At 71.2% G+C, this 24,174-nt stretch carries 14 protein-coding genes and 1 pseudogene; 14 read left to right on the top strand and 1 reads right to left on the bottom strand.

The annotated features are described in order from the left end of the window. Positions 1-14: 14 nt before the first annotated feature. A complete protein-coding gene (locus L942_RS10115; protein ID WP_037357939.1) occupies positions 15-5,477 on the bottom strand; it encodes an ATP-binding protein in 5,463 nt (1,820 codons plus the stop codon). A 423-nt stretch (positions 5,478-5,900) separates the two neighbouring features. Between L942_RS10115 and L942_RS10110 the strand changes: the two genes are divergently transcribed. From L942_RS10110 to L942_RS10045, 14 genes and pseudogenes are all read left to right on the top strand, one after another. After that, a complete protein-coding gene (locus tag L942_RS10110) occupies positions 5,901-7,439 on the top strand; it encodes a sugar ABC transporter ATP-binding protein (RefSeq protein ID WP_037357936.1) in 1,539 nt (512 codons plus the stop codon). Continuing rightward, positions 7,436-8,425 (top strand): ABC transporter permease, encoded by a 990-nt coding sequence (locus tag L942_RS10105; RefSeq protein ID WP_037357933.1) that lies wholly within the window; start codon positions 7,436-7,438, stop codon positions 8,423-8,425. Before L942_RS10110 ends, L942_RS10105 begins: the two co-directional genes overlap by 4 nt. A 22-nt stretch (positions 8,426-8,447) precedes the next feature. Further along, positions 8,448-9,458 (top strand): substrate-binding domain-containing protein, encoded by a 1,011-nt coding sequence (locus tag L942_RS10100; RefSeq protein ID WP_037357931.1) that lies wholly within the window; start codon positions 8,448-8,450, stop codon positions 9,456-9,458. Positions 9,459-9,461: 3 nt separating this feature from the next. After that, the gene (locus tag L942_RS10095; protein WP_037357929.1) at positions 9,462-10,868 is read left to right on the top strand and encodes an L-fucose/L-arabinose isomerase family protein; all 1,407 of its coding nucleotides are present in this window, start codon (positions 9,462-9,464) and stop codon (positions 10,866-10,868) included. A gap of 39 nt (positions 10,869-10,907) precedes the next feature. Next, positions 10,908-11,210, top strand: a complete 303-nt coding sequence (locus L942_RS10090; RefSeq protein ID WP_037357926.1) for a hypothetical protein — start codon at positions 10,908-10,910, stop codon at positions 11,208-11,210. A 376-nt stretch (positions 11,211-11,586) separates the two neighbouring features. Continuing rightward, positions 11,587-12,000: an SsgA family sporulation/cell division regulator gene (locus L942_RS10085; RefSeq protein WP_051165852.1), complete on the top strand. Its 414-nt coding sequence runs from the start codon at positions 11,587-11,589 to the stop codon at positions 11,998-12,000. Between the two features lie 408 nt (positions 12,001-12,408). Further along, positions 12,409-12,744: an STAS domain-containing protein gene (locus L942_RS10080; RefSeq protein WP_051165851.1), complete on the top strand. Its 336-nt coding sequence runs from the start codon at positions 12,409-12,411 to the stop codon at positions 12,742-12,744. Between the two features lie 43 nt (positions 12,745-12,787). Then, positions 12,788-13,627: an aldo/keto reductase gene (locus L942_RS10075; RefSeq protein WP_037357923.1), complete on the top strand. Its 840-nt coding sequence runs from the start codon at positions 12,788-12,790 to the stop codon at positions 13,625-13,627. Positions 13,628-13,674: 47 nt separating this feature from the next. Beyond that, a complete protein-coding gene (locus tag L942_RS10070; RefSeq protein ID WP_037357920.1) occupies positions 13,675-14,691 on the top strand; it encodes a glycosyltransferase family 4 protein in 1,017 nt (338 codons plus the stop codon). Between the two features lie 522 nt (positions 14,692-15,213). After that, a pseudogene (locus L942_RS42790) lies at positions 15,214-16,023 on the top strand (lysylphosphatidylglycerol synthase domain-containing protein); the annotation flags it as partial. 203 nt (positions 16,024-16,226) lie between these two features. Beyond that, on the top strand, positions 16,227-17,597 hold the full coding sequence (locus L942_RS10060) for a carboxylesterase/lipase family protein (RefSeq protein ID WP_235079018.1): 1,371 nt from the start codon (positions 16,227-16,229) through the stop codon (positions 17,595-17,597). A 4-nt stretch (positions 17,598-17,601) separates the two neighbouring features. Next, on the top strand, positions 17,602-18,204 hold the full coding sequence (locus L942_RS10055) for a maleylpyruvate isomerase N-terminal domain-containing protein (RefSeq protein ID WP_037357915.1): 603 nt from the start codon (positions 17,602-17,604) through the stop codon (positions 18,202-18,204). A 141-nt stretch (positions 18,205-18,345) separates the two neighbouring features. Beyond that, positions 18,346-21,951: a methionine synthase gene (metH, locus tag L942_RS10050; protein ID WP_037357912.1), complete on the top strand. Its 3,606-nt coding sequence runs from the start codon at positions 18,346-18,348 to the stop codon at positions 21,949-21,951. Between the two features lie 260 nt (positions 21,952-22,211). After that, positions 22,212-23,807 carry an FMN-binding glutamate synthase family protein gene (locus tag L942_RS10045; RefSeq protein ID WP_326929324.1) on the top strand — a complete coding sequence of 532 codons (1,596 nt, stop codon included), beginning with the start codon at positions 22,212-22,214 and terminating at the stop codon, positions 23,805-23,807. The last annotated feature ends 367 nt before the right edge of the window (positions 23,808-24,174 follow it).

The following is a 24,174-nucleotide window of genomic DNA, read 5'->3' as shown; positions in this document are numbered from 1 at the left end:
CTCACGAGAACCGCTCAGCGCTTCAACCCCTGCTCGATCGCCTCGATGATCCGCGGCCGCAGCTGTGCCGTGCTGACGATCGCGTCCACCGATCCGACCTCGACCGCGCGCTGGATGCTGTGCACCCGGTCGAATTCGGACGCGACCTCGCCCAGCTTCTCGGCTCGCACCGAAGCGGTGACCTCAGCCAGTTCGGCCGCGCACGCCGCCCGCTCGGCCCCGCTCAGCTCGCCCAGCCGCTTCTGCAGCTCAGCCACTCGGAGATCGTTCGCCGTCCGGGTCTTCACCTCGCCGGCGAACACCACCGCGGCCGCCGGAGCACCGCCCAGCACCGAGGCGAACGAACCTTCCAGCGCCAGCACGGTCATGTTCGGGTTCAGTGCCTTCGAGAACACCACGAACGCCCCGCCGTGGTAGCGCGAGATCACCGTGAACACGATCGGGCCCTCGAAGTTCACGATCGCGCGGCCGATTTCGGCGCCGTACTCCAGCTGGAGCTTCTTCATCGACTCCGGGGAGCCGTCGAAGCCGGACAGGTTCGCCAGCACCACCAGCGGACGGTTGCCGCTCGCCGCGTTGATCGCGCGGGCCGCCTTCTTCGACGACTTCGGGAACAGCGTGCCCGCGGTGAACGTGTCCGGGCCGTCGGTGGGCGGGAAGCCGCGGCGCGGCACCGACCGCGATTCGATGCCCAGCAGGCACACCGGGTGGCCGCCGATGTGCACGTCCTGCACCGCGGCGGTGTCCGCGTCCGCCATGCCCGCCCAGCGTTCCAGCACCGGGTGGTCCTGGTCGGACAGCGCGCGCATCACCGTGCGGATGTCGAACGGCTTCTTGCGGTCCGGGTTGTGCTCGGCCGAGAAGATCTGGCCCACCGTGGTGAAATCGCTGCCGACGACGGCGTGCGGGTAGTCCGACACGTCGCGGTCCGCCGGGTCGGCGGTCGCCGCCTGGCGCGGTCCCGCTTCGCCCGGCACGACGTAGGTGTGCGCGTAGTGCGCCATCAGCACGTCGCGCGCCCCGGCCAGGTTCGGCGCCCAGTACTGCGCCTGCCCGTTCGGGCCCATCACGCGGTCGTAGCCGCCGATGCCGAAGTTGTCCTCGGCCGACACGCCGCCGGAGAAGTCCAGCGACTGCTTGCCGGTGAGCACCATCGCCGAATCCGGCGTCATCACCAGGATGCCCTTGGTGTGCATGAGCATCGTGGCCTCGGCGTTCCAGTACGGCTGCGCGCCCACGGTGATCCCGGCGACCACGATGTTGATCTCGCCGCCGTCCTGGGTGAACTCCACGATCCGCTTCAGCGCGGCCGCGACCCAGTCCATGTTCTCGGTGCCGGACTCCATCGAGATCCGCGCGCCGGACGACAGCGCGAACCATTCGACCGGAACCTTCAGTTCCTGCGCCAGGTTCAGCGCCGCGATCACCCGCGTGCACTCCGGTTCGGCCAGCGCGCCGAGCGACTTCGTCGGGTCGCCCAGCAGCACCACGCGCTTGACGCCCTCGGGCACCAGGTCGGTCGGCGTGCTGACCACGCCGGCCACGAGCCCGGCCTTGTTCTGCCCGCGCGGCCTCTCGACCGGCGCCAGCGCGCCGGTGTCGTCGAGGTCGTGCTCCACGAAGGACCCGCCGCCGGCCAGCAGGTCGGTGAGCTCGTACGGGTACACCGTGTCGCGGCGCGCCGCGCGCAGCACCTTCTGCCGGTAATCGTCCAGCGGCTGCACCGGTTCGATGCTCGGGGCCTCGACCGTCAGCCGCACGCCCGCGCCGACCTCGTTGCGGATCGTCACCGCGATGTCGGTCAGCTCGCCGGTTTCGGCGTTCCGCTGCCGGGCGAGGAACTGGATCTCCTCCAGGCCCGCGCCGGCGGTGGTCGGCAGCACGCGGCGGGCGAGCAGGTTCAGCTCGTCCATCGTCAGGTCGCTCGGCGGCCACACGTAGATGACGATCCGGTTGGTGTCGAACCGGTTCTTCGCCGGACGCTTCGCCTGCGCGTTGCGGACCGCGTCGAGGCACGCGGCGAGCGTGTCCTCGGCCGAGGGCAGCGACACGAGCCTGCCGTCCGCCTCGCGCAGCGGCGTGAGGTCGCGGACCTGCGCCATCGCGATCAGCCGCTCGTCGGCCGGGTTCGTCTTCGCGGTGCCGGTGAACAGGTACACCTCTTCGTCCGCCGACGGCAGCCGGGTGAGGTCGAACTCCTGCAGCCGCTCCAGTTGCAGCCGCTCGGCCACGCGCGGGTGCAGACCGCGGATGACGCGGTCCTCGGCGAAGCCGGATTCGGTGCGGCGGAAGGTGAAGTGGTGGTGCATCACCGCGCCGCCGCCCCCGGCGACGGTGGTGACGACCCGGTCCACGTCGGCCGGAAGCGGTTGTGCCGCGACGATTTCGCCCAGTTTCGTCGCCATCGCGTCGGTGTCGGGCTGGTCGGCCCACTTCAGGTAGATGTCCGCGGCGACCGGCGCCCCGGCGTCGGCGGACAGCTCGGCCAATGCGCGCATCGCGTCCGGCAGCTGCGGGAAGTCGACCGCGGTGGTGACCACGCGCGCCGGTTCGGGGTGCTCGGCGGTGACGAACGTGCAGCCCGCGACGTCGCGGACCCGCACGTCGGCGAGCGCCTTGTTGCCGTAATAGCGGCGGGTCAGCACCTCGAGCATCGGGGCCGGGTCCGCGCCCGGCCGGCCGATCCGCTGGCCGAGCAGCCGCACCAGCGGCTCGTTGCTCGACACCATGCCGGAGATCCGCTCGGCGCGGTCGGGCGCGTCCGGGTTGCGGTCGAGGTAGCGCAGGTGGCCGCGGATCTCGGTGTACACCTCGGCGCGCGCCCGGCGCAGCATCGGCTGCGCGAACCAGCGGAACACCACGCCGCGGGCGAGGTCGCTGACCGCCGGGAACCGCAGCTGCGTGGCGGCGATCAGGTGCTCCAGCGCGAGCCCGGCCGTCTCGCGCAGTTCGGCCGACGGCGGGGCCTCGGCGAGCCATTGCCGCAGCAGCGCGGAAACGATCGCGCTGTCGCTCGAAGCCCGTTGCTGGGCAAGGAAAATCCGGAAGACCGCTTCTTCCAGCTCCGGCGTGCGCTCCAGGTCGCCGACGCCGTAGTGGCCGAGCACGCGGCGCAGCCGGCCCTGGAATTTCTCCGGCAGCCCGGCGCGCTCGACGTCGAGGCTCTGCAGGTACGTGTGGAAGTACTCGCGGGCGCTGTGCACCGGGCTCGACGCGCTGAGGTCGTCGTCGGCGGGCTTGTTGCGGCTCAGCTCGGACAGGTCGGCGAACACGTCCAGCAGCTCGAGTTCGCCCTCCAGCGGACGCGCCGGCAGCTCCGCGCGCGCCGCGAGGTAGCCGCTGAGCACGCGGCCCTGGTCGTGCGGGTCGACGTCGAACCCGAGCAGCAGGCTGCGCAGGTCCTGCCTGCCGCGCTCGACCCGGTCGGCCGCGGTCGTGCCGTCCGGCTCGCCGGGCAGGTCGATCTCGACGCTCTCGGTCCGCGCGGCGGCCGCGTCCTCGGAGCCGTCGGCCAGCGGCTCGAGCCGCAGCAGCGGCGCCCCGGTCTCCACCTGGCTGCCGATCGACACCGGGAGTTCCTTGACCCGGGCCCGGAACGGCGCGCGCAGCACCGTTTCCATCTTCATGCTCTCCAGCACGAGCACCGGCGCGCCGGACTCGACCTCGTCGTCCACCGCGACCGGCGTGGCGACCACCAGCGCGGGCGCGGGGGAGCGGACGACGCCGCCCTCGTCGCGGCTGATCCGGTGCGTGACGCCGTCGACCTCGACCAGGTGGATCGGCCCGTGCGTGCCGGTGACGAGCCGGAACCGCGTGCCGTTGACGGTGATCTGGCCACTGTGCTCGTCGAACCGCTCGAGTTCGACGTCGGCCGGGTGCACGTCGCCGCCGCCGCTGACGCCGACCCGGAACCGCTTCGGCCCGGTGCGCGCGACCGTGACCCGGTAGGACGCGCCGCGCAGTTTCAGGTCCAGCGGACGGATTTCGTGGCGCACCTGCGGACGGCCGCCGAACGCGGTGGACAACAGGCGCTGCCGGGCGACCTCCTCGTCGTCCTCGTAGGCCTCGATCGCCGCCGCGGCGAGCGCGACCGCGGAATGCCGCGTGGCGACGAGCCGGCCCTCGGCGCGGACGCGGTCGATCCAGCCGGTGTCCGCGCTGGCGTCGATCACCTCGGGCTGGTCGAGCAGGTCGAGCACGAAGCTCTTGTTGGTGGCGCCGCCCTCGATGAGCACGGACGTCTCGGCCATCGCCCGGCGCAGCCGCGCGAGCGCCTGGTCGCGGTCGCGGCCGTAGGCGATGATCTTGGCGATCATCGAGTCGAAGTCGGCGGGGATCGTGTCGCCCTCGCTGACGCCGGTGTCGACCCGGATGCCCGGGCCGGCGGGCAGCAGCAGCCGCGCGATGCGGCCCGGCGACGGCGCGAAGTCGCGGTCCGGGTCCTCGGCGTTGAGCCGGGCTTCGACGGCGTGCCCGGACTCCGCCGGCTGCGCGCCCTCGAGCTTGCCGCCGGACGCGACGTGCAATTGCAGCCGCACCAGGTCGGTGCCGGTGGTGATCTCGGTGATCGGGTGCTCCACCTGGAGCCGGGTGTTGACCTCGAGGAAGGCGAACATCCGGTCGCCGGGGTGGTAGAGGAATTCGACGGTGCACGCGCCGCGGTAGCCGACCGCGACCGCGAGCCGCTCGGCCGACGCCTTCAGCTCGGCGGTCTGGTCCGCCCCGAGCACCGGCGACGCGGACTCCTCGATGATCTTCTGGTTGCGCCGCTGCACCGAGCAGTCGCGGACGCCGAGCGCCCACGCGGTCCCGCCGTCGGAGATCACCTGGACCTCGACGTGCCGCGCTCCGGTGACCAGCCGCTCCAGGAACACGACGCCGCTGCCGAACGCGCGCAGCGCTTCCTGGCTGGTGCGCTCGTAGGCGTCGGCGAGGTCGTCCGCCGATTCGACCTTGCGGATGCCGCGCCCGCCGCCGCCCGCGGTGGCCTTGAGCATCAGCGGGTAGCCGATCTTGTCGCCCGCGGCCAGCGCATCCTCGAGCGTCGCGACCTCGCCGCCGCTCCACGGAGCGACCGGGACGCCGACCTCCTCGGCGATCAGCTTCGCGCCGATCTTGTCGCCGAGCTTGCGCATCGCGTCCGCGCTCGGGCCGACGAAGGCGACCCCGATCTTCTCGCAGAGTTCGGCGAACGCCGGGTCTTCGGCGACGAAGCCCCAGCCGACCCACGCCGCGTCGGCCTTGGTCTCGACGAGCGCCTTTTCCAGTTTGGCGAGGTCGAGGTAGGGCCGCGCGGAGGCGGGGCCGAGGGAAAAGGCGACGTCGGCTTCGCGGACGAAAGTCGCGGTGGCGTCCGCGTCCGTGTAGAGCGCGACCGTCTCGATCCGTTGCCCGGTCTCGGCGGACAGGTCCCGGACGGCGTGGATCAACCGCATCGCGGCCTCTCCGCGGTTGACGATGGCGACGCGATTGAACACGGACAAAGCCTCCCAGTGAACCGGACAGCACCCACGCACAGCAGGCGACGCCGGACGTGCCGGAGCGTCGCCTGTCTTCGTCGTACACATTGCTCCCTTACCGTCGGGTACACCAATGTCGCGGATGACGCATGCCGCGCCTGCCGGTTTGTAGGAACCCGCCAAAAACGGCTCGTGCCACGTCGTCCGGGCCTCGATTAACGCGAGGTATGCCACAAATCACGCCCGGCGGACGGGAACTGGACGGCCCGCCGTTCCCAGGGGGTCGGACAGGGGTCACCCGCCGTTCAGCCGGCGGCGCGGACGGCGCCGGGCCCGAGGCTCCGCCGAGACCCCAAGTGTGACCCTTGACACTCCGGCGGGGTGCCCCTACCGTCGCGGGTAATCGATTTCTCGACGTGGGGCGGGCCGAGAGGGCGGGGCATGGGCGACGGCGTCGCGCTGGTCGAGCTGGCCGGCGTCAGCAAGGCCTACGGCGGGGTGCGTGCCCTGGGCGCGGTGGACTTCACCGCGGCGAAGGGGGAGGTGCACGCGCTGCTCGGCGAGAACGGGGCAGGCAAGTCTACGCTGCTGAAGATCTTGTCCGGACAGATCGCCGCCGGGGAGGGGGCGATCCGGATCGCGGGGGAGGCGGTCCGGTTCGCCCGCCCGGCCGACGCGCGCCGCGCCGGGGTCGCGATGATCCACCAGGAACTGGACCTCGTGCCCGCGCTTTCGGTGGCGGAGAACGTCTTTCTCGGCCGCGAACCGCACACCCGCGCGGGCACGGTCGACCGGCGGCGGATGGTCGCGGCCACCCGCGAGGTGCTGCGGCGCTCCGGCGTCGACCTCGACCCGCGCACGCCGGTCGAGCGGCTGCGCACCGGCGAGCAGCAGCTCGTCACCATCGCGAAAGCCTTGTCGCTCGACGCGCGGATCCTGCTGATGGACGAACCGACGTCGGCGTTGTCGCCGCGCGAGGTGGAGCGGCTGTTCACCGTCATCGACCAGCTGCGCGCCGACGGGGCCGCGATCGTCTACGTGTCGCACCGGATGGACGAGATCGGCCGGGTCGCGGATCGCGCGACGGTGCTGCGCAACGGCGAGGTCGTCGCGGAGTTCAGCGCGGCGGAGCTGACCGCGGAACGGGCCGCCGAGGCGATGGTCGGCCGGCCGGTGCACCTGATGTTCCGCGCGGACACGGTGTCTTCGCCGAAGCCGAAGCAGGAGCGGAAGGAAGTGCTCCGCGTCGAGGATCTCGTGGTCCGGCCGCGCGCCGGGCGGCGGGAACCGGACGGGATCAGCCTCACGGTGCGGGCGGGCGAGATCGTCGGGGTCGCCGGATTGCTCGGCGCGGGCCGGACCGAACTGCTGGAGACGCTGTACGGCGCGTCCGGGAGCAAGCTTGTCCGCGGGCGGATTTCCCTGCAGGGCAAGGATTTCCGCCCGCGGTCGCCGCGCCGGTCGTTGCGGGCGGGGATCGCCTTCGTGCCGGAGGACCGGCGGATCGCGGGACTGGCGCTGGAGCATTCGGTCGTGGCGAACACCGTCTTGTCCATTGTGGAGCGGCTGGCCCGGTTCGGGATCGTGCCCGGCAGGCGCGAGCGGGCGGCCGCCGGGGAGGAAGCGGCCCGGCTCGGGGTGAAACTCGGCTCGCTCGCCGATCCGGTGGGGTCGCTGTCCGGCGGGAATCAGCAGAAAGTGGTGCTGGGCCGGGCGTTGCTGACCGAACCGGCGCTGCTGCTGCTCGACGAGCCGACGCGCGGTGTGGACGTCGGGGCGAAGGCGGAGATCTACCGGCTGCTCGGCGAGGCCGCGCGCAGCGGCGTCGGGGTGCTGCTGGCGTCGTCCGAACCGGCGGAGCTGGTCGGCGTCTGCGACCGCGTGGTGGTGCTGCGCGGCGGGCGCAGCGTGCACGAACTGGACACCGCTCAGGCCGGCGAGGCGGAACTGCTCGCCGCGTCGATGGGAGACGTCCGATGAACGGGCGCGCCGTGCTGGCCGCGGTGTTCCGGTTCCAGAGCGTGTTCGGGCTGGTGCTGGTCTTCGCCGCCGCGATCGTGTTTTCCCCGCACCGCGACGGGGAGCTGGTGTTTCTCGGCAGCGGCAACCTGTTCAACGTCGTCCGCGCGATTTCCGAGATCGGCATCATCGCGGTCGGCATGACGCTGGTGATCCTGGTCGGCGGCATCGACTTGTCGGTGGGCTCGGTGATGGGGCTGGCCAGCGTCGGCGTCGCGCTGCTGCTCACCAGCGGCGGCTGGGGCCTCGTGCCGGGCGTGCTGCTGATCCTCGCGCTCGGGTTCGGTTTCGGCCTGCTGCAAGGGATCGCCAGCGCGCGGTTCCGGATCCAGTCGTTCATCGTGACGCTCGCCGGGATGCAGATCGCCCGCGGGATCGCGCGGATGTGGTCCGGCGGCGAGGGCGTTTCGATCGCCTACGGCGACGGGCCGGGCCAGGCTCCGGTGCCGTTCTCGCTGCTGGGCGAGCGGACGTTCGGCGGCGTGGTGCCGATCCCGGCGCTGTTCTTCGTGGTCGTCGCGGCACTGGCGGTGCTCGTGCTGCGGGCGAGCGCGTTCTCGCGGCACGTGTACGCGATCGGCGGCAACGAGAAGGCCGCGGTGCTGTCCGGGGTCCCGGTGACCCGGGTGAAAATCCTGGTCTTCGGCCTGTGCGGGCTGCTGGCCGCGCTGGCCGGGATCGTCCACGCGGGACAGTACAACTTCGGCGGCCCCAACGACGGCACCGGCTACGAGCTGAACGCCATCGCGGCCGTCGTGATCGGCGGGACCAGCCTGTCCGGCGGGCGCGGGTCGGTGTCCGGCACCGTCGCGGGCGCATTGCTGGTCGGCGTGCTCGACAACATCCTCCAGCTCAACGACATCGATGCGAACGTCCAGCTGATCGTGGTCGGCGTGGTGATCGTGCTGGCCGCGGGCCTGCAGCGGCTGCGCCCGGCCACGGTCTAGGCGTTCGGGAAAAGGGGAGCAGATGTCCGGCATCCTCCGCGGCGGAGCGGTCCTGGCGGGGCTGGCCCTCGTCTCGGCCGTCACCGCCTGCGGCACCACGCACGAGAACGCGCCGGGCGCGTCGTCCGGCGCCGCCCCGGCCGCGAAACAATGCCACGGCCCGAGCGGGAAATACAAAATCGGGATGAGCCAGGCGAATCTCGCCGAACCGTATCGCGTCCGGATGGACGACGACATCCGCAAGGCCGCGGCCGGCGTGCCGCAATTCAGCGTCAGCTACGCGGATGCCGCGCAGGACAACGCGAAACAGGTCGAGCAGGTCAACACCTTCCTCACCCAGGGCATCGACCTGCTGATCATCAGCCCGAACGAGGCGACCCCGCTGACCGGTGTCGTGAAGAAGGCCTACGACCAGGGGATTCCGGTGCTCGTGCTGGACCGGAAGGTCGACGGCGACGCGTACACGTCGTTCATCGGCGCGGACAACGTGGACATCGGACGGCAGGCGGGCAAGTTCTTCGCCGAGAAACTGCTGCCGCACGGCGGGAAAGTCGTCGAGCTGAAAGGCCTCGCCGGGTCGACGCCCGCGAAGGAACGCAGCGACGGATTCAACCAGGGAATCACGGACCGCAATATCACCGTGGTGGGCAGCGCGGACGCGGATTGGCTGCGGGACAAGGGACAACAGCAAGCAGACGCGTTGCTGAAGGCGCATCCGGACGCGCAGGCGATGTTCTCCGAAAACGACCCGATGGCCGAGGGCGCGCGCATCGCCGCGCAGAACGCCGGCCGCGCGGACCTGCCGATCGTCGGCATCGACGGCCTGCCGGTGCCCGAAGGCGGCATCAAGGCGGTGGAGGCCGGCCGGCTGTCCGCGACGTTCATCTATCCCACCGGCGGCAAGGAAGCCGTTGCCGCGGCGAAGAAACTGCTCGTCGACTGCCAGACCGTGCCCAAGACGCAGACGCTGCCCACCCGCCTGGTGACCCGCGAGAACGCGGCCCAGGTCTACGCCGAACTGAACCGGAGCTGACCTATGGCGCGAATCGGTGTCCTCGCCGTCTCCGACGGGCGCGACCACGTGCACCGGCGGAACACCGGCTTCATCCGGTCGAAAGCGGACGAGTTCACCGCCGCGCTGACCGCGGCGGGCCACGACGTCGTCACCGGAGGACTGGTCGCCACGAACACCACGGCGAGCGCCGCCGCGCGTTCGGTCGCGGCGAGTTCCGTGGACGTGACGGTGCTGTATTACGCGGTGTGGGCGTTTCCGCACTTCACCATGCTGGCCGCGGACGCGACCCCGGGTCCGCTGCTGCTCGTCGCGAGCACCGACCCGACCGAACCCGGCTTGGTCGGCATGCTCGCTGCCGGGGGCGCGCTCGACCAGATCGGCCGTGCGCACACCCGCCTGTGGGGCGCGCCTTCCGACCCGCAGCTGATCGCCGAAGTCGGGGCGCACGCGAGCGCCGCCGCTGCCGTCGGTTCGCTGCGCGGTTCGACGTTCGGCCGCTTCGGCGGGCGGCCGATGGGGATGAACACCGCGGTCGCCAATACTGACCAGTGGATGCGGCAGTTCGGCGTGGACGTCGAGGAAATCGACCAGTACGAACTGGTCCGCCGCGCGGAGTCGGGTCCGTCGGCCGAAGCCGTGCGGGGCCGCGAATGGCTGGAACAGCACGCCACCGTGCACTACGACGGAGACCGGCTCACGCCGGAACTGCTGGAACGCCAGCTGCGCCTTTATCTCGCGGTGCGCGACGTCGCGGCCGAACGGCACCTGGATTTCTCCGGCATCAAGGCACAGCCGGAACTGACCGAACACTTCGCGACCGCCGATGTCGCCGAGGCGCTGCTCAACGATCCGTACGACTGGAACGGCCCGAAGGCGGTGCACGTCACCGCGACCGAGGCGGACATGGACGGCGCGCTGACCATGCAGCTGATGCACCGGATCACCGGGACGCCGGTGCTGTTCGCCGACGTCCGGCACTACCACCCGGACCGGGACGTCTGGGACCTGTGCAATTCCGGCCAGCACGCGACCTGGTTCGCCGCGCGGAGCGAGGACCCGGCGGAGAACCTGGCCCGGGTGCACCTGTACCCGGAGGTGTTCTTCTTCCCCGCGGGCGGGGCTTCGGTGCAGCACATCGCCGCCCCCGGCCGGATGACGCTGGCGCGGCTGAGCCGGTTGAACGGCGAGTATCGGATGCAGCTGGTGCTGGGCGAGTTCGCGAACTACGACGAGCGGACGACCGAGGAACTGGTGTCGCGGTCGACGCCGGAGTGGCCGCACGCGTTCGCGCGCCTGGACGTGGCGGCGGAGACGTTCCTCTCCCGTTTCGGGGCGAACCACGTGCACGCGGTGCCGGGGGACCGCCGGAGGGAACTGCGGGCGGCGGCCGGGCTGCTGGGCGTGCGGGTGGAGGAGTGGAGCCGCTGACCGGGGACCGGTCCCGCCGCGGCTGGCTAGCTTCGCCGCATGGGTGAACCGTCGTCGACCAAAACCGCCACTGCCGCGCTGGTGCTCAGCGTCCTCAGCTGGCTCGCGTTCCTCGGGTCCTACTCCGCGCGCAGCCGCACCCTCGGCGACGCCGTCTACTACGAGCCGTTCACGGTTCTGGGGCCGCCGGTTCTGTCGCTGCTCGCGATCGTTTTCGGCCACCTCGGACTGCGCCGGACCGGCATCGGGGGCCGCGGCCGGGCGGCCACGGCCTTGGTGCTCGGGTACCTGGCGCTCGCTCTCGAGGCCGCCCGGATCGTCGCCCTGGCGGCTGCCGGCTGAACCCGCGTGGAAAAAGCCGGTTGTCGCCAATCGAGTCGTCGCAGTGCGTTGAACCGATTCGGCCGGGCGGAGTTTCTTCATCGTTACCGACGCGAGAACGGCTTCTTCCGCCGGTTCCGAGCCCGTCCGCGGTCACCCTCGGGGCAGTCCGTTTCCGCAGGTCGAGGTCGCTCCGGTCGGCCACGACGGAGGCACGTGCGCTGCCCGTTCCCGCGGTCGATGTTGCCCTTCCGTAGCCAACTGAGACGTAGATCTCCACCGTTGGAGTGAAATACGCTCAGTCGGGCAGCTTACGCTCTTACGGCGCGTTACTTATGGAGAAACATTCACTTCGGTCCGGACAGGTTCGCGACCGGGTAACGAAGGAGGCGCCGTCGTGGAAACCGAACCGCAGGTCGTCCGCGCGACGATCATCTTCGGGCTGCGCACGTTCGGGTCCGTCCCGCTGCCGGTGCGCGCCGATCTGGAATACGACCCGGCGGATCCGTTCGCGGTGTCGGTCGGCTACCACGCCGGCGGCGGCGTCGTGCGCTGGCTGTTCGGACGCGACCTCCTGGCCGACGGCCTGCTCGCCCCCGCGGGCGACGGCGACGTCCAGGTGCGTCCCGCGGCCGACGACAGCCGCGTGCTCGTGGAGCTGAACGCGCCGGACGGGTCCGCGGTGCTGGAGGCGGCGGCGAACGAAATCGCCGACTTCCTCGACCGCACCTACGACGAGGTCCCGGTCGGCTCCGAGGACCGTTGCTTCGACTTCGACGAGGAGCTCGCGAAGCTCGCGCTGCGCGACTGAGAGTCCACAGTGGACTCTCCGCGCGGCGGCTCCCCGGCGGGCGGACTGACCTGACCGGAAGCTCGGACCCCAGGCCGTGGAAGAGTTCCCTTTCCGCGCCAGCGGAGACAGCCGTAGCGCGAGTCCCCCTTCCAGGTGACCGCGCATGAACGGCCGATGAACGAGCCGCCGCCCGCGCCGCGTAAACCGGCAGCCCGCCAACAAGACTCGGAAGCAGCGCTGGGCGGCAACCGCACCGCCGCGGCAAGCCCCCCGAACCGGCGGATCTCGCTGCCGCGCGAGTGAACCTCGTGGTCACCCGGGTTGACCGCACTGGCAGAACGCGTACGGTTTCCAGTGTTGGCTGTTGTCCAGAACCATACTGCGGTCAGCGCCCCAAGCAGGTCTCTGCGAAAGGAGCGCAAACCCATGACTCTTCATCTTCCCGGCGTCACCGCGCCGGTGGAATTGACCGTCCGCGCGACGAGGCAGGCGGACACGATCCACGTTGCCCTGGCCGGGGATCTCGACGCGGCGACGGCGCCCGTTTTCGCGGCGTCCGTCGCTCCGCTGACCGGGCCGGTGGTCGTCGACCTCTCCGGTGTCGCGTTCCTGAGCTGCGCGGGCGTTCGCGCTCTGCTCGAAGCGCACGAGCGGATTCCGGAGTTCACCGTCGTGCCCGGAGCGGCGCACGCGGTCCGGCGGTGCCTCTCGGTGACCCGTGCGGACGAAATCCTGCGGGTCCGCGAGGCGGTCGCTGCCTGATCGAGCGAGTTTCGCCGCCGCCGCGCACGGGTAGGCCGCCGACATGACGATCGAGACCAACCGCGTTCCGCAGCTCGAACTCAACAACGGCGTCCGGATTCCGCAGTTCGGCTTGGGCGTCTTCCAGATTCCGCCGGAGGAAACGGCCGCCGCAGTGCGGGAAGCGCTGGAAGCCGGGTACCGGCATCTCGACACCGCGCAGATGTACCGCAACGAGGAGGGCGTCGGAGCGGGCATCCGCGATTCCGGCGTACCTCGCGAAGAAATCTTCGTCACCACAAAGCTGGCGAACGACGCGCAGGGCCACGACAACGCGATCAACGCGCTGGAAGGCAGCCTGCAGCGGCTCGGCCTGGACTACGTCGATCTGTACCTGATCCACTGGCCGCTGCCGAAACAGGACAAGTACGTCGGCACCTGGCACGGTTTCGAGGAACTGCAGCGCGCCGGCAAGGCCCGCGCGATCGGGGTGTCCAACTTCCAGATCCCGCACCTGGAACGGCTGGCCGCGGAGTCGGCGACGGTGCCCGCGGTCAACCAGATCGAGCTGCATCCCGCGCTGCAGCAACCGGAACTGCGCTCTTACCACGAGGCGCACGGGATCGTGACCGAGGCGTGGAGCCCGCTGGCCCAGGGCGAGGTCCTGCAAGACCCGCTGCTGGCCGAACTGGCCGAGAAGCACGGCAAGACGCCCGCGCAGATCGTGCTGCGCTGGCACGTGCAGATCGGCAATGTCGTGTTCCCGAAGTCGTCGTCGCCGAAGCGGATGCGGGAGAACATCGACATCTTCGACTTCTCGCTCAGCGACGGCGACCTGGACGTGCTCAGCGGGCTCGACGAGGGCCGTCGCACCGGCTTCGACCCGGACACCTTCGAAGGCTGAACCGGATCGCCCCGTCGCCCGTTGTCTCCCATGAGGAGGGAGGCAGCGTGCGACTGTCCTGTTTCGCAGTGCCCGGCGACGTCGACGACCGCAGCGTGCCCAGCGGCGGCAACACCTACGACCGCCGCGTGGCCGAGCACCTGCGGGTACGGCTGCGGCCGGTCGACGGTGCCTGGCCCGACCCGGACGAGGCCGCGAAGGACCGACTGGACCGCCTGCTCGCCGAGGCCCCCGACGGCACGAAGGTGCTGCTCGACGGCCTGGTCGCCTGCGGGGTCCCGGACGTCCTCGCCCCGCACGCGGACCGGCTCGGCCTGGCCGTCCTGGTGCATCTGCCGCTCGCCGACGAGACCGGCCTGGATCCGCGGCGCGCGGCGGACCTCGACATCCGCGAACGGAAGACGCTCCACCTGGCGAGGCAGGTCATCGTCACGAGCCCAGCCGCCGCCCGCGCTGTCGAACAGCGGCACGGGCTCGCGACCGTCCACATCGCCCCGCCCGGCACCGATCCGGCCCCGCGGGCGGCGGGGACCGACGGGGTGTCCCAGCTGATTTGCGTCGCCGCGGTGACCCCGCGCAAGGGGCAGGACGTTCTGCTTGCTGCACTGTCCGAAGTGGACGGACTGCGCGTGGACCTCGTCGGCTCGCGCACCCGGAACCCGGCCTATGCCAACGGTTTGCGCCACCCCCGCGCCCGCTTCACCGGACCGCTCTCCGGAGAGGCACTGGAAGCCGCCTACGACCGGGCCGATCTGCTGGTCCTCCCTTCGCACGCGGAGACGTACGGCATGGTCGTCACGGAGGCGCTCGCCCGCGGAATACCGGTGCTGGCCTCGGACGTCGGCGGCGTGCCCGACGCCCTCGGCCACGCCCCGGACGGCTCGCGCCCCGGCCTCCTCGTCCCGCCCGGCGACGAAGCAGCCCTCGCCGCGGCGCTGCGCGGCTGGCGGGACGATGCTGACCTGCGGGAACGGCTCCGCGCGGCGGCTTGGGCGCGGGCGAGGACGCTGGAGGATTGGGCTGTTGCGGGGGCTCGGTTGAGCGGGATCTTGGGGGTGGGGTGATGCGGTGGGTGTGGTTGCTGGCGGGAGTCGGGTTGCGAGACCGGTGTGGCGCTGCTGGCCTGCGGGAACGGCTCCGTGTCGCGGCTTGGGAGCGGACGCTCGAGGATTGGGCTGTTGCGGGGGCTCGGTTGAGCGTGATCTTGGCGGTGACGTGATGCGGCGGGCGTGGTTGCTGACGGGAGTCGTGTCACAACGCCGGTGTGGCGATCCTGACCTGCGGAAACCGCTTCGCGCTGCGCCCGTGGAGGGTGCGCATGCCTTGGCGTGGTGGTTGCGTTTGCCCAACGGGGCCGCGCTCGTCACAGTGCGGCGCTGCTCGCGTGAGATCGCGGAGCTGCGCAAATGGCTCCGCACTGTCGCGGCGGGCCGGAGTTGCGGCGGCGAGTTGATGCGGCGGCCACTGCCGGGAGCCGCGTTGCGAACCGGTCGTAGTGGCCCTGACCTGTGCAAACAACCCCGTCCAAAAGCACAGCTGTGCACGCCGAAGGCGGCGAGGTCGACCGTACCCCAGGCGGTGGCCTGATGCGCTGGCTGCGACTGCTGGCCGGAGCCGCGCTGATCGCCGCGTTGTGGTGGCGGCTTGGCACTGGGGCCTTCGCCGGCGGGCTGCGTGCCCTCGGCCCGGGGCCGATCGTGATCGCCCTGGTCATCGGCGTCGTGACCACGCTCGCTAGTGCCGCGCGCTGGCGGCTGGTCGCGGCTCGGCTCGGCCTGCCGCTGCCGTTTTGGGAAGCTGTCGGGGACTACTACGGTGCGCAATTCCTCAACGGCGTCCTCCCCGCTGGCGTGCTCGGCGACGTCGACCGCGCGGTTCAGCACGGACGGCGGTCGGGCGATGTCGGGCGCGGGGTTCGGGCGGTCGTGCTCGAACGCGCCGCCGGGCAGACCGTGGTGGTGGTGGCCGGGCTGGCGGTCGCGGCTTTCCGGCCGGAGCTGCTGCCGCGGCAGGTGCTGGTCTGCCTGGGGATCGTGGTCGTGGCGCTGGTCGTCGTCGCGGTGGCGATGCGGCAACGCTTGCGGCACGTGTGGGCGGCCGACCTCCGAAGCGGCGTGCTCGAAGCGTGGCCCGGCGTCGCCGGCTGGTCTCTGGTGGCGGTGGCCGGCCATTTGACGCTGTTCGTGGTCGCTGCCCGCGCGGCGGGAGCCAGCGCGCCGCTGGGCGTTCTGCTGCCGCTGCTGGTGCTCGCGTTGCTGGCGATGGGGATGCCGCTGAACGTCGGCGGATTCGGCCCGCGCGAGGGCGCGGCGGCCGTTTCGTTCGCCGCCGCCGGGCTGGGCGCGGAGCAGGGCGTGTCGGTCGCGGTCGGCTACGGCGTGCTCGGTCTGGTCTCGACGCTGCCCGGCGGGGTGGTTCTCGCGCTCCGCCGGATGATCCGGCGGCCGGACCCGGACGCCCGGCCGGTATCGTCCGGCCGGTGGCGGCGGCTTTTCGGGGGATTCGGCGACGGTGGTTCGCGGCGCTGGCCGTCGTCCCCGTTCTGGTCGCGTCGGCCTGCGCGGCTTCGGACGCGGCGATCAGCCGGGCAGGCGACGTCGTGCACACCGCAGCCGGCGCCGTCCGCGGCACTGTCGCTCCCGGGCACCGGCTCTTCCAGGGAATCCCGTACGCGGCCGCTCCGGTCGGCGAGCGGCGCTGGCAGCCGCCCGCCCCGGTCGAGCACTGGGCGGGAGAGCGGGACGCCACGAAGCCCGGGCCCCGCTGTCCGCAGGCCGCCGAGGGAGCCCTGACCAGCGAGGACTGCCTCTACCTGAACGTCTGGACCCCGCCGCTCGGCGAGACCGGACGCCCGGTTCTGGTGTGGCTGCACGGCGGCGCGTTCCTCACCGGCGGCGGCGACCGCTACGGCGCCGCACGGCTCGTCGAGCGAGGCGACGCGGTGGTCGTCACGCTCAACTACCGGCTCGGCGCGCTCGGCTTCCTCGCCGACCCGGCGCTGGGCCCGGAGCCGGGGAACTACGGTTTCCTCGACCAGCAGCAGGCGCTGCGGTGGGTGCGCGACAACATCGAATCCTTCGGCGGCGACCCGAACCAGGTGACGATCGCGGGGGAGTCCGCGGGCGGGATGTCGGTGTGCGACCACCTCGTCGCCCCCGGGTCGCGCGGGCTGTTCCGGGCCGCGATCGTCCAAAGCGGACCGTGCCAGGCGCAGGCGACGCTGTCCGCGGCCGAAAGCAAGAGCGTCCAGTACGCCGCCGCGCGCGGGTGCACCGACCGCCGCACCGCCGCGGAATGCCTGCGGGCACTGCCGGTCCGGAAACTCCTGGCCGCTCCGGCGTACAGCTCGATCGCGGGGATCGAGATGCCCGGCCCGGTCACCGGCGGTTCGGTGCTGCCCGGCAAGGTTCCCGCGACTCCGGTGCCGGTCATGCTGGGCACGACGCACGACGAGTTCACGTATTTCCTCGCCGAGCAGGCAGCGGCCGGCCGCGAAGTCACGCGGCACGGCTACCCGCGAGCGCTCGCCGACGTCTTCCCGCACGCCGACGCTGTCGCTCGCGAATACCCGGTGGACGCGTTCAGCGGCAACGCATCCCTGGCGTACGCGGCGGCTGTCACCGACTGGGCGTTCGCCTGCCCGGCGGCGAAGCTGGGCAGCTCGCTCCCTTCAGTGTCGCGGTACGAGTTCAACGACCCGACCTCACCGGCGGCAGCCGCGCTGCGAGCGCCGTTCCCGCTCGGCGCCACGCACACCGCGGAACTGCCCTACTTGTTCGATTTCGCCGAGCAGCCAACGACATTCACGCCCGCGCAGCAACGGCTCGCGGACCGGATGGTGGACGATTGGACGGCCTTCGTCCGCGGCGGCCCGACCGGGCAGGCAGTCTCGTACCGGCCGGGCGGCGCGGAGCCGCTGACCGGATTCGCGGAAGACCACCACTGCGGCTTCTGGGCTTCTCTACGCTGACCGGATGACCGTGCGCGCCGAAGACCTCGACGAAGCCCTCGCCTGCGTATCCGCCGCTCTCGAACCCGTCGCCGGCGGCGACTGGACCCGCCCGGCAGGCGGCCTCGAGTGGGATTGCCGCTACACCGCCGAACACCTCGGCGACACGCTCCTGTCCTACGCCGCGCAGGTCGTGAGCCGTCCGGCCGATCGTTACGTGCGCTTCCTCGCCAAAGCCGAGCCCGACGCGTCCCCGGCCGAACTGCTCGAATTCGCCCTCACCGGCGGGCGGCTCCTCGCCGCGGCGGTGCGGAACGCCGAGCCGCAGGAACGCGCCTACCACCCGACCGGCCGCTCCGATCCGGCCGGTTTCGCCGCGATGGGCTGCGTGGAACTGCTGCTGCACGGCGACGACATCGCACGGGGCCTCGGCACGGCCATCGACCCGCCGCGCGACCCCTGCGCCCGCGTCGTCGCGCGGCTTTTCCCTGAGCAGGAGCCGATTCCCGACGCGTGGGACGCGCTGCGCTGGTGCGCCGGCCGGATCGCGTTGCCCGGACGACCGCGCCGGACCGGCTGGAAGTGGAGGGGCAGTCCGCTCGAGGACCTCCCGATTCCCGAGGAGTGAACACACCTGCCCGGGGACTGGGCACATCCGGTAGTCTTGACCACCAGGTCGAGAGGCGCTGCAACGGACCGGTGGTCCGCCACGCTCGGCCGGCACCACCATTCCCAAGGGCGCCTCCGTGGACTTCATGCGGAGGTGGCGATGACCCAGAACCTGCGGAACCTGCTCGACCAGCGCGTCGTCGTGCTCGACGGGGCCTGGGGCACGATGCTGCAGGGCGCCGGTCTCGCTCCCGAGGACTACCGGGCGGACTGGCTGGAGGGCCACGAGAAGGACGTCACCGGCGACCCGGACCTGCTGAACCTCACGCGGCCGGACGTCGTGCTCGACGTGCACCGCCAGTACCTCGCCGCGGGCGCGGACGTCACCACCACCAACACGTTCACCGCGACCAGCATCGGCCAGGCCGACTACGGGCTCCAGGACCGCGTGCGCGAGATGAACCTGCGCGCCGCGGAACTCGCGCGCCAGGCCGCGGACGAGTTCGGCGACCGGTTCGTGGCCGGGTCGATCGGCCCGCTGAACGTCACGCTGTCGCTGTCGCCGCGCGTCGAGGACCCGGCGTTCCGCGCGGTCACCTACGAGGAGGTCAAAGCCGCCTACGCCGAGCAGATCAAGGCGCTCGCCGACGGCGGCGTCGACCTGCTGCTGATCGAGACGATCTTCGACACCCTCAACTGCAAGGCCGCGATCACCGCCGCCCGCGAGGTCGCGCCGCATCTCCCGCTGTGGATTTCGGTGACCATCGTCGACCTGTCCGGGCGCACCCTGTCCGGCCAGACCGTCGAGGCGTTCTGGACCTCGATCGCGCACGCGCGCCCGCTGGTCGTCGGCGTCAACTGCTCGCTCGGCGCCGCCGAGATGCGCCCGCACGTCGAGGAACTGGCCAAGCTCGCGGACACCTACACCGCGTGCCACCCGAACGCGGGCCTGCCCAACGCGTTCGGCGGCTACGACCAGACGCCCGAGGAGACCGGCGGGATGCTCGGCGAGTTCGCCGGGGCCGGCATGGTCAACATCGTCGGCGGCTGCTGCGGCACGACGCCCGCGCACATCGCCAAGATCGCCGAGGCGGTCAAGGGTCTTCCGCCGCGGCCGGTGCCCGCGCACGAGCCGAGCGCGCGGTTTTCCGGGCTCGAGCCGTTCAAGATCGGCGCGGACACCGGGTTCGTGATGATCGGCGAGCGCACCAACGTCACCGGTTCGGCGAAGTTCCGCAGGCTGATCGAGGCCGGCGACCACCAGGCGGCGGTGGACGTCGCGCTGGAGCAGGTCCGCGGCGGCGCGAACCTGCTCGACGTCAACTTCGACGCCGACCTGCTCGAATCCGAGCGGGAGATGACGACGTTCCTCAACCTGATCGCCACCGAGCCCGAGGTCGCGCGCATCCCGGTGATGATCGACAGCTCGCGCTGGAGCGTGCTGGAGGCCGGGCTCCGCTGCGTGCAGGGCAAGGGCGTGGTCAACTCGATCAGCCTCAAGGAGGGCGAGGGCCCGTTCCTGGAGCAGGCGCGGCGCATCCACGACTACGGCGCCGGCGTCGTGGTGATGGCCTTCGACGAGAAGGGCCAGGCCGACACGGTCGAGCGCAAGGTCGAAATCTGCGCCCGCGCCTACGATCTGCTCACCCGCGAGGCCGGATTCGCCGGCGAGGACATCATTTTCGACCCGAACGTGCTCGCCGTCGCCACCGGCATCAGCGAGCACAACGGGTACGCGAAGGCGTTCATCGAGGCGCTGCCGCTGATCAAGCAGCGCTGTCCGGGCGCGCACACGTCCGGCGGCATCTCGAACCTGTCGTTCTCCTTCCGCGGCAACAACGTCGTGCGCGAGGCGATGCACTCGGCCTTCCTGTTCCACGCCGTGCGCGCCGGGCTCGACATGGGCATCGTCAACGCCGGCCAGCTCGCGGTGTACGAGGACATCCCGAAGGACCTGCTGGAACTGGTCGAGGACGTGCTGTTCGACCGCCGCCCGGACGCCACCGACCGGCTCGTCGAGTTCGCCGAGACGGTCAAGGGCAGCGGCACCAAGCGCGTCGTCGACCTGTCCTGGCGGGAGACCCCGGTGGCGGAACGGCTTTCGCACGCGCTGGTGCACGGCATCGTGGACTTCATCGAGGAGGACACCGAGGAGGCCCGCCAGCAGTTCGCCCGGCCGCTCGAGGTGATCGAGGGCCCGCTGATGGACGGCATGAAGATCGTCGGCGACCTTTTCGGCTCCGGGAAGATGTTCCTGCCGCAGGTCGTGAAGAGCGCGCGGGTGATGAAGCGCTCGGTGGCCTATCTCGAGCCGTACATGGAGGCGGAGAAGGCCAAAATGCAGGCCGAGGGCCGTTTCGACACCTCGCGCGGCAACGGCAAGGTCGTGCTCGCCACGGTGAAGGGCGACGTGCACGACATCGGCAAGAACATCGTCGGCGTCGTGCTGGGCTGCAACAACTACGAGGTGATCGACCTCGGCGTGATGGTGCCCGCGGCGCAGATCCTCGACACCGCGGTGGCCGAGAACGCGGACGTCGTCGGGCTGTCCGGGCTGATCACGCCGTCGCTGGACGAGATGGTGTCGGTCGCGCAGGAAATGCAGCGGCGCGGGCTGAAGCTGCCGCTGCTGATCGGCGGCGCGACCACGTCGAAGCAGCACACCGCGGTCAAGATCGCCCCGGCGTACGACCACACGACGGTGCACGTGCTCGACGCGTCGCGGGTGGTCGGCGTGGTGTCCGACCTGCTCGACACCGATCGCGCGGACGCGCTGGACACCGCCAACCGCGCCGAGCAGCAGCGGCTGCGCACCCAGCACGAAAACCGGCACGCGACGCCGATGCTCACGCTCGAACAGGCCCGGGCGAACGCCGAGAAGGTGTCGTTCGACGACATCCCGACGCCGGAGTTCACCGGGGTGCGCGTGGTCGAACCGTCGATTCCGGAGCTGCGCGAGATGGTCGACTGGCAGTTCCTGTTCCTGGCCTGGGAACTCAAGGGCAAGTACCCGGCGATCCTCGACCAGCCGGTCGCGCGCGAGCTGTTCGACGACGCGAACCAGCTGCTGGACGAGATCATCGAGAACGGCTCGTTCACCGCGCGCGGCGCGTACGCGTTCTGGCCCGCGCATTCCGAGGGCGACGACATCCTGCTCGACGGCGAGTACTCGGACTGGAAATTCCCGATGCTGCGCCAGCAGACGCAGAAGCCGGACGGCCGCGCGAACCGGTGCCTCGCCGACTACATCGCGCCGGCCGGTTTCGGCGACCACTTGGGCGGGTTCGCCGTCGCCATCCACGGCGCGGAGGAGCTGGCCGCGCGCTACGAGGCCGAGCACGACGACTACCGGGCGATCATGGTGAAGGCGCTGGCCGACCGGCTGGCCGAGGCGTTCGCCGAGTACCTGCACCTGGAGGCCCGGCGGCGCTGGTTCGAGCCGGACGTGCAGCCGGATCTCGCGGACCTGCACGCGGAACGCTTCCGCGGCATCCGTCCGGCGCTCGGCTACCCGGCGAGCCCGGACCACAGCGAAAAGAAGGACCTGTTCGAGCTGCTGGGCGCGAAAGACCTCGGGATCGGGCTGACCGAGTCGTACGCGATGACCCCGGCCGCCGCGGTGAGCGGGCTGATCTTCGCTCATCCGGAATCGCGGTACTTCACCGTCGGCCGCCTGGGCCGCGACCAGACGGAGGACTACGCCCGCCGGCGGGGCGAGGAACTGTCCGAAGTGGAGCGCTGGCTGCGGCCCAACCTGGCTTACTGAGCCGACCGGGGGAGCGACCCTCGGCTGGGTCGTCCCCGTCAGGACACCAGTCGGCGAGCCGCTCGGTGTCGCGCAGCTCGTCCCGCAGCGGTTTCGCGGTGCCCAGGGAAGGCGGTCCGGCCCGCGTCGGTGAGCTTGACCAGCCCGCCGTCGCGCGTGGTCGGGGTCTTGGCGCGCCTGGACGAACCCGGCTGCTTCCCGCGTGCGGCGGTCGCCGCGCCGACCTGCGCGTACTGGCCGCTGGGGTTAGTTTCGACGCTGTGGCAAGAGTCAGTGTGGTCCGATTCGGACTGGTCGCGATGCTCGTCCTGCTCGCGGCCGCGGCGGTAGCGGTCAGCGTCGCGGTATCGGCCTGGTGGTGGTTCCTGGCGGCTCCGGTGCTGGTGCTCGCGGCGACCGGCGGGTACGACGTGACCCAGCGGCGGCATTCGGTGCTGCGGAACTACCCGGTTCTCGGGCATCTGCGGTTCCTGCTCGAAAGCATCCGGCCGGAATTGCAGCAGTACTTTGTGGAACGCAACTTCGACGGCCGCCCGTACGACCGCGACGTCCGGTCCATTGTCTACCAGCGCGCCAAGGGCACGGCGGCGGAAGAGCCATTCGGCACCGAGCGGGACGTGTACGCCGAGGGATACGAATTCCTCGTCCCGTCGCTCGCGCCGGTGCCGGTTCCGGATACCGTGCCGCGGGTCCGGGTCGGCGGACCGGACTGCACCCGGCCGTATGACATGGCCTTGCTCAACGTGTCCGCGATGAGCTTCGGTTCCTTGTCCAGCAACGCGATCCTGGCGCTGAACCAGGGCGCTGCCCGCGGCCGTTTCGCGCACGACACCGGCGAGGGCGGCCTGTCCGAGTACCACCTCCGCGGCGGGGGCGACCTGATCTGGGAAATCGGCACCGGTTACTTCGGCTGCCGCACTCCGGACGGCGATTTCGACCCTTCGACGTTCGCCGAAAAAGCCGCGCACGACGCGGTTAAATGCGTTTCCCTGAAACTGTCGCAAGGGGCGAAGCCGGGAATGGGCGGAGTGCTTCCGGGCAGCAAGGTGAACGCGGAAATCGCCCGGGTGCGCGAAGTTCCCCAGGGGGAAACGGTGGTTTCGCCGCCGTATCACCGGGTGTTCTCGACGCCGCGCGAACTGGTTGTGTTCCTGGCCCGGATGCGCGAGCTGGCCGGCGGGAAGCCGACCGGATTCAAGCTGTGCGTCGGTTCGCGGGTGCAGGTGCTGGCGGTGTGCAAGGCGATGCTGGCCGAGGGGGTCACGCCGGACTTCATCGTGGTGGACGGTGCGGAAGGGGGCACCGGCGCGGCCCCGCTGGAGTTCGCGGATCACCTGGGCACTCCGCTGACCGAGGGGCTGCACATCGTCCACAACGCACTCGTCGGCACCGGGCTGCGGGACCGGATCCGTCTCGGGGCGAGCGGAAAGGTCGCTACCGGAGCGGATGTGGTGAAGCGGCTGATCCAGGGCGCGGACTACACGAACGCCGCGCGGGCGATGATGTTCGCGGTGGGCTGCATCCAGTCGCAGCGGTGCCATACGAACAAATGCCCGGTGGGGGTGGCGACGCAGGATCCGCGCCGGGGCCGGGCGCTCGACGTGGGGGACAAGACCGAGCGGGTGCGGCGGTATCAGGAGGCGACGGTCGCTTCGGCGATGCGGATCATGGCGGCGATGGGGGTTTCGGATCCGGCGGAGCTGTCGCCGAAGCAGCTGCGGAGACGGGTGGACGCTCGGACGGTGCTGTCCTACGCGGAGTGGTACGACTGGCTGGAACCCGGGCAGCTGCGGGCGGAGCCGCCACCCGGCTGGGCGGACGAATGGGCGGCGGCGGATCCGGACCGGTTCGCTTGAGCGCAGCGGCTTTGGGTCGTCCATAGTGGATGGTTGCGCTCGATCCCGTGCGCGGGTGCTCCGCCTCGTTCTGGGAGGGAGGCGGGGAAACGACCGGGACGGCGTGCGGGATCGTCCGCGCCGCGCCAGGTCTGTCGGGCGCTCGACGCCGCCGCGACGCCCGCCTCGCGATGAGGCGACCCGAACCCTCGAAGCAGCGGCCCGGTGGGCAGTGTTCCCGAGTCGCGCCGGTCGGGTGGAGAACCCGGGGCGCGTCCGGCTCTCGGCTTGACGTGCCGTTCTCCGCGATTGGCCTCTCCCGGACCGGCTGACGGGGAGCGAGCAAGGGGCCGGGCGGAGGGCACGCGCGGCCGCCGACCGGGGAGTG

The organism is Amycolatopsis orientalis DSM 43388 (assembly GCF_000411975.1).
Classification (GTDB): domain Bacteria; phylum Actinomycetota; class Actinomycetes; order Mycobacteriales; family Pseudonocardiaceae; genus Amycolatopsis; species Amycolatopsis orientalis_D.
Note: the sequence above shows the minus strand (reverse complement) of the source record. Positions and strands in the feature narration are given on the sequence as shown.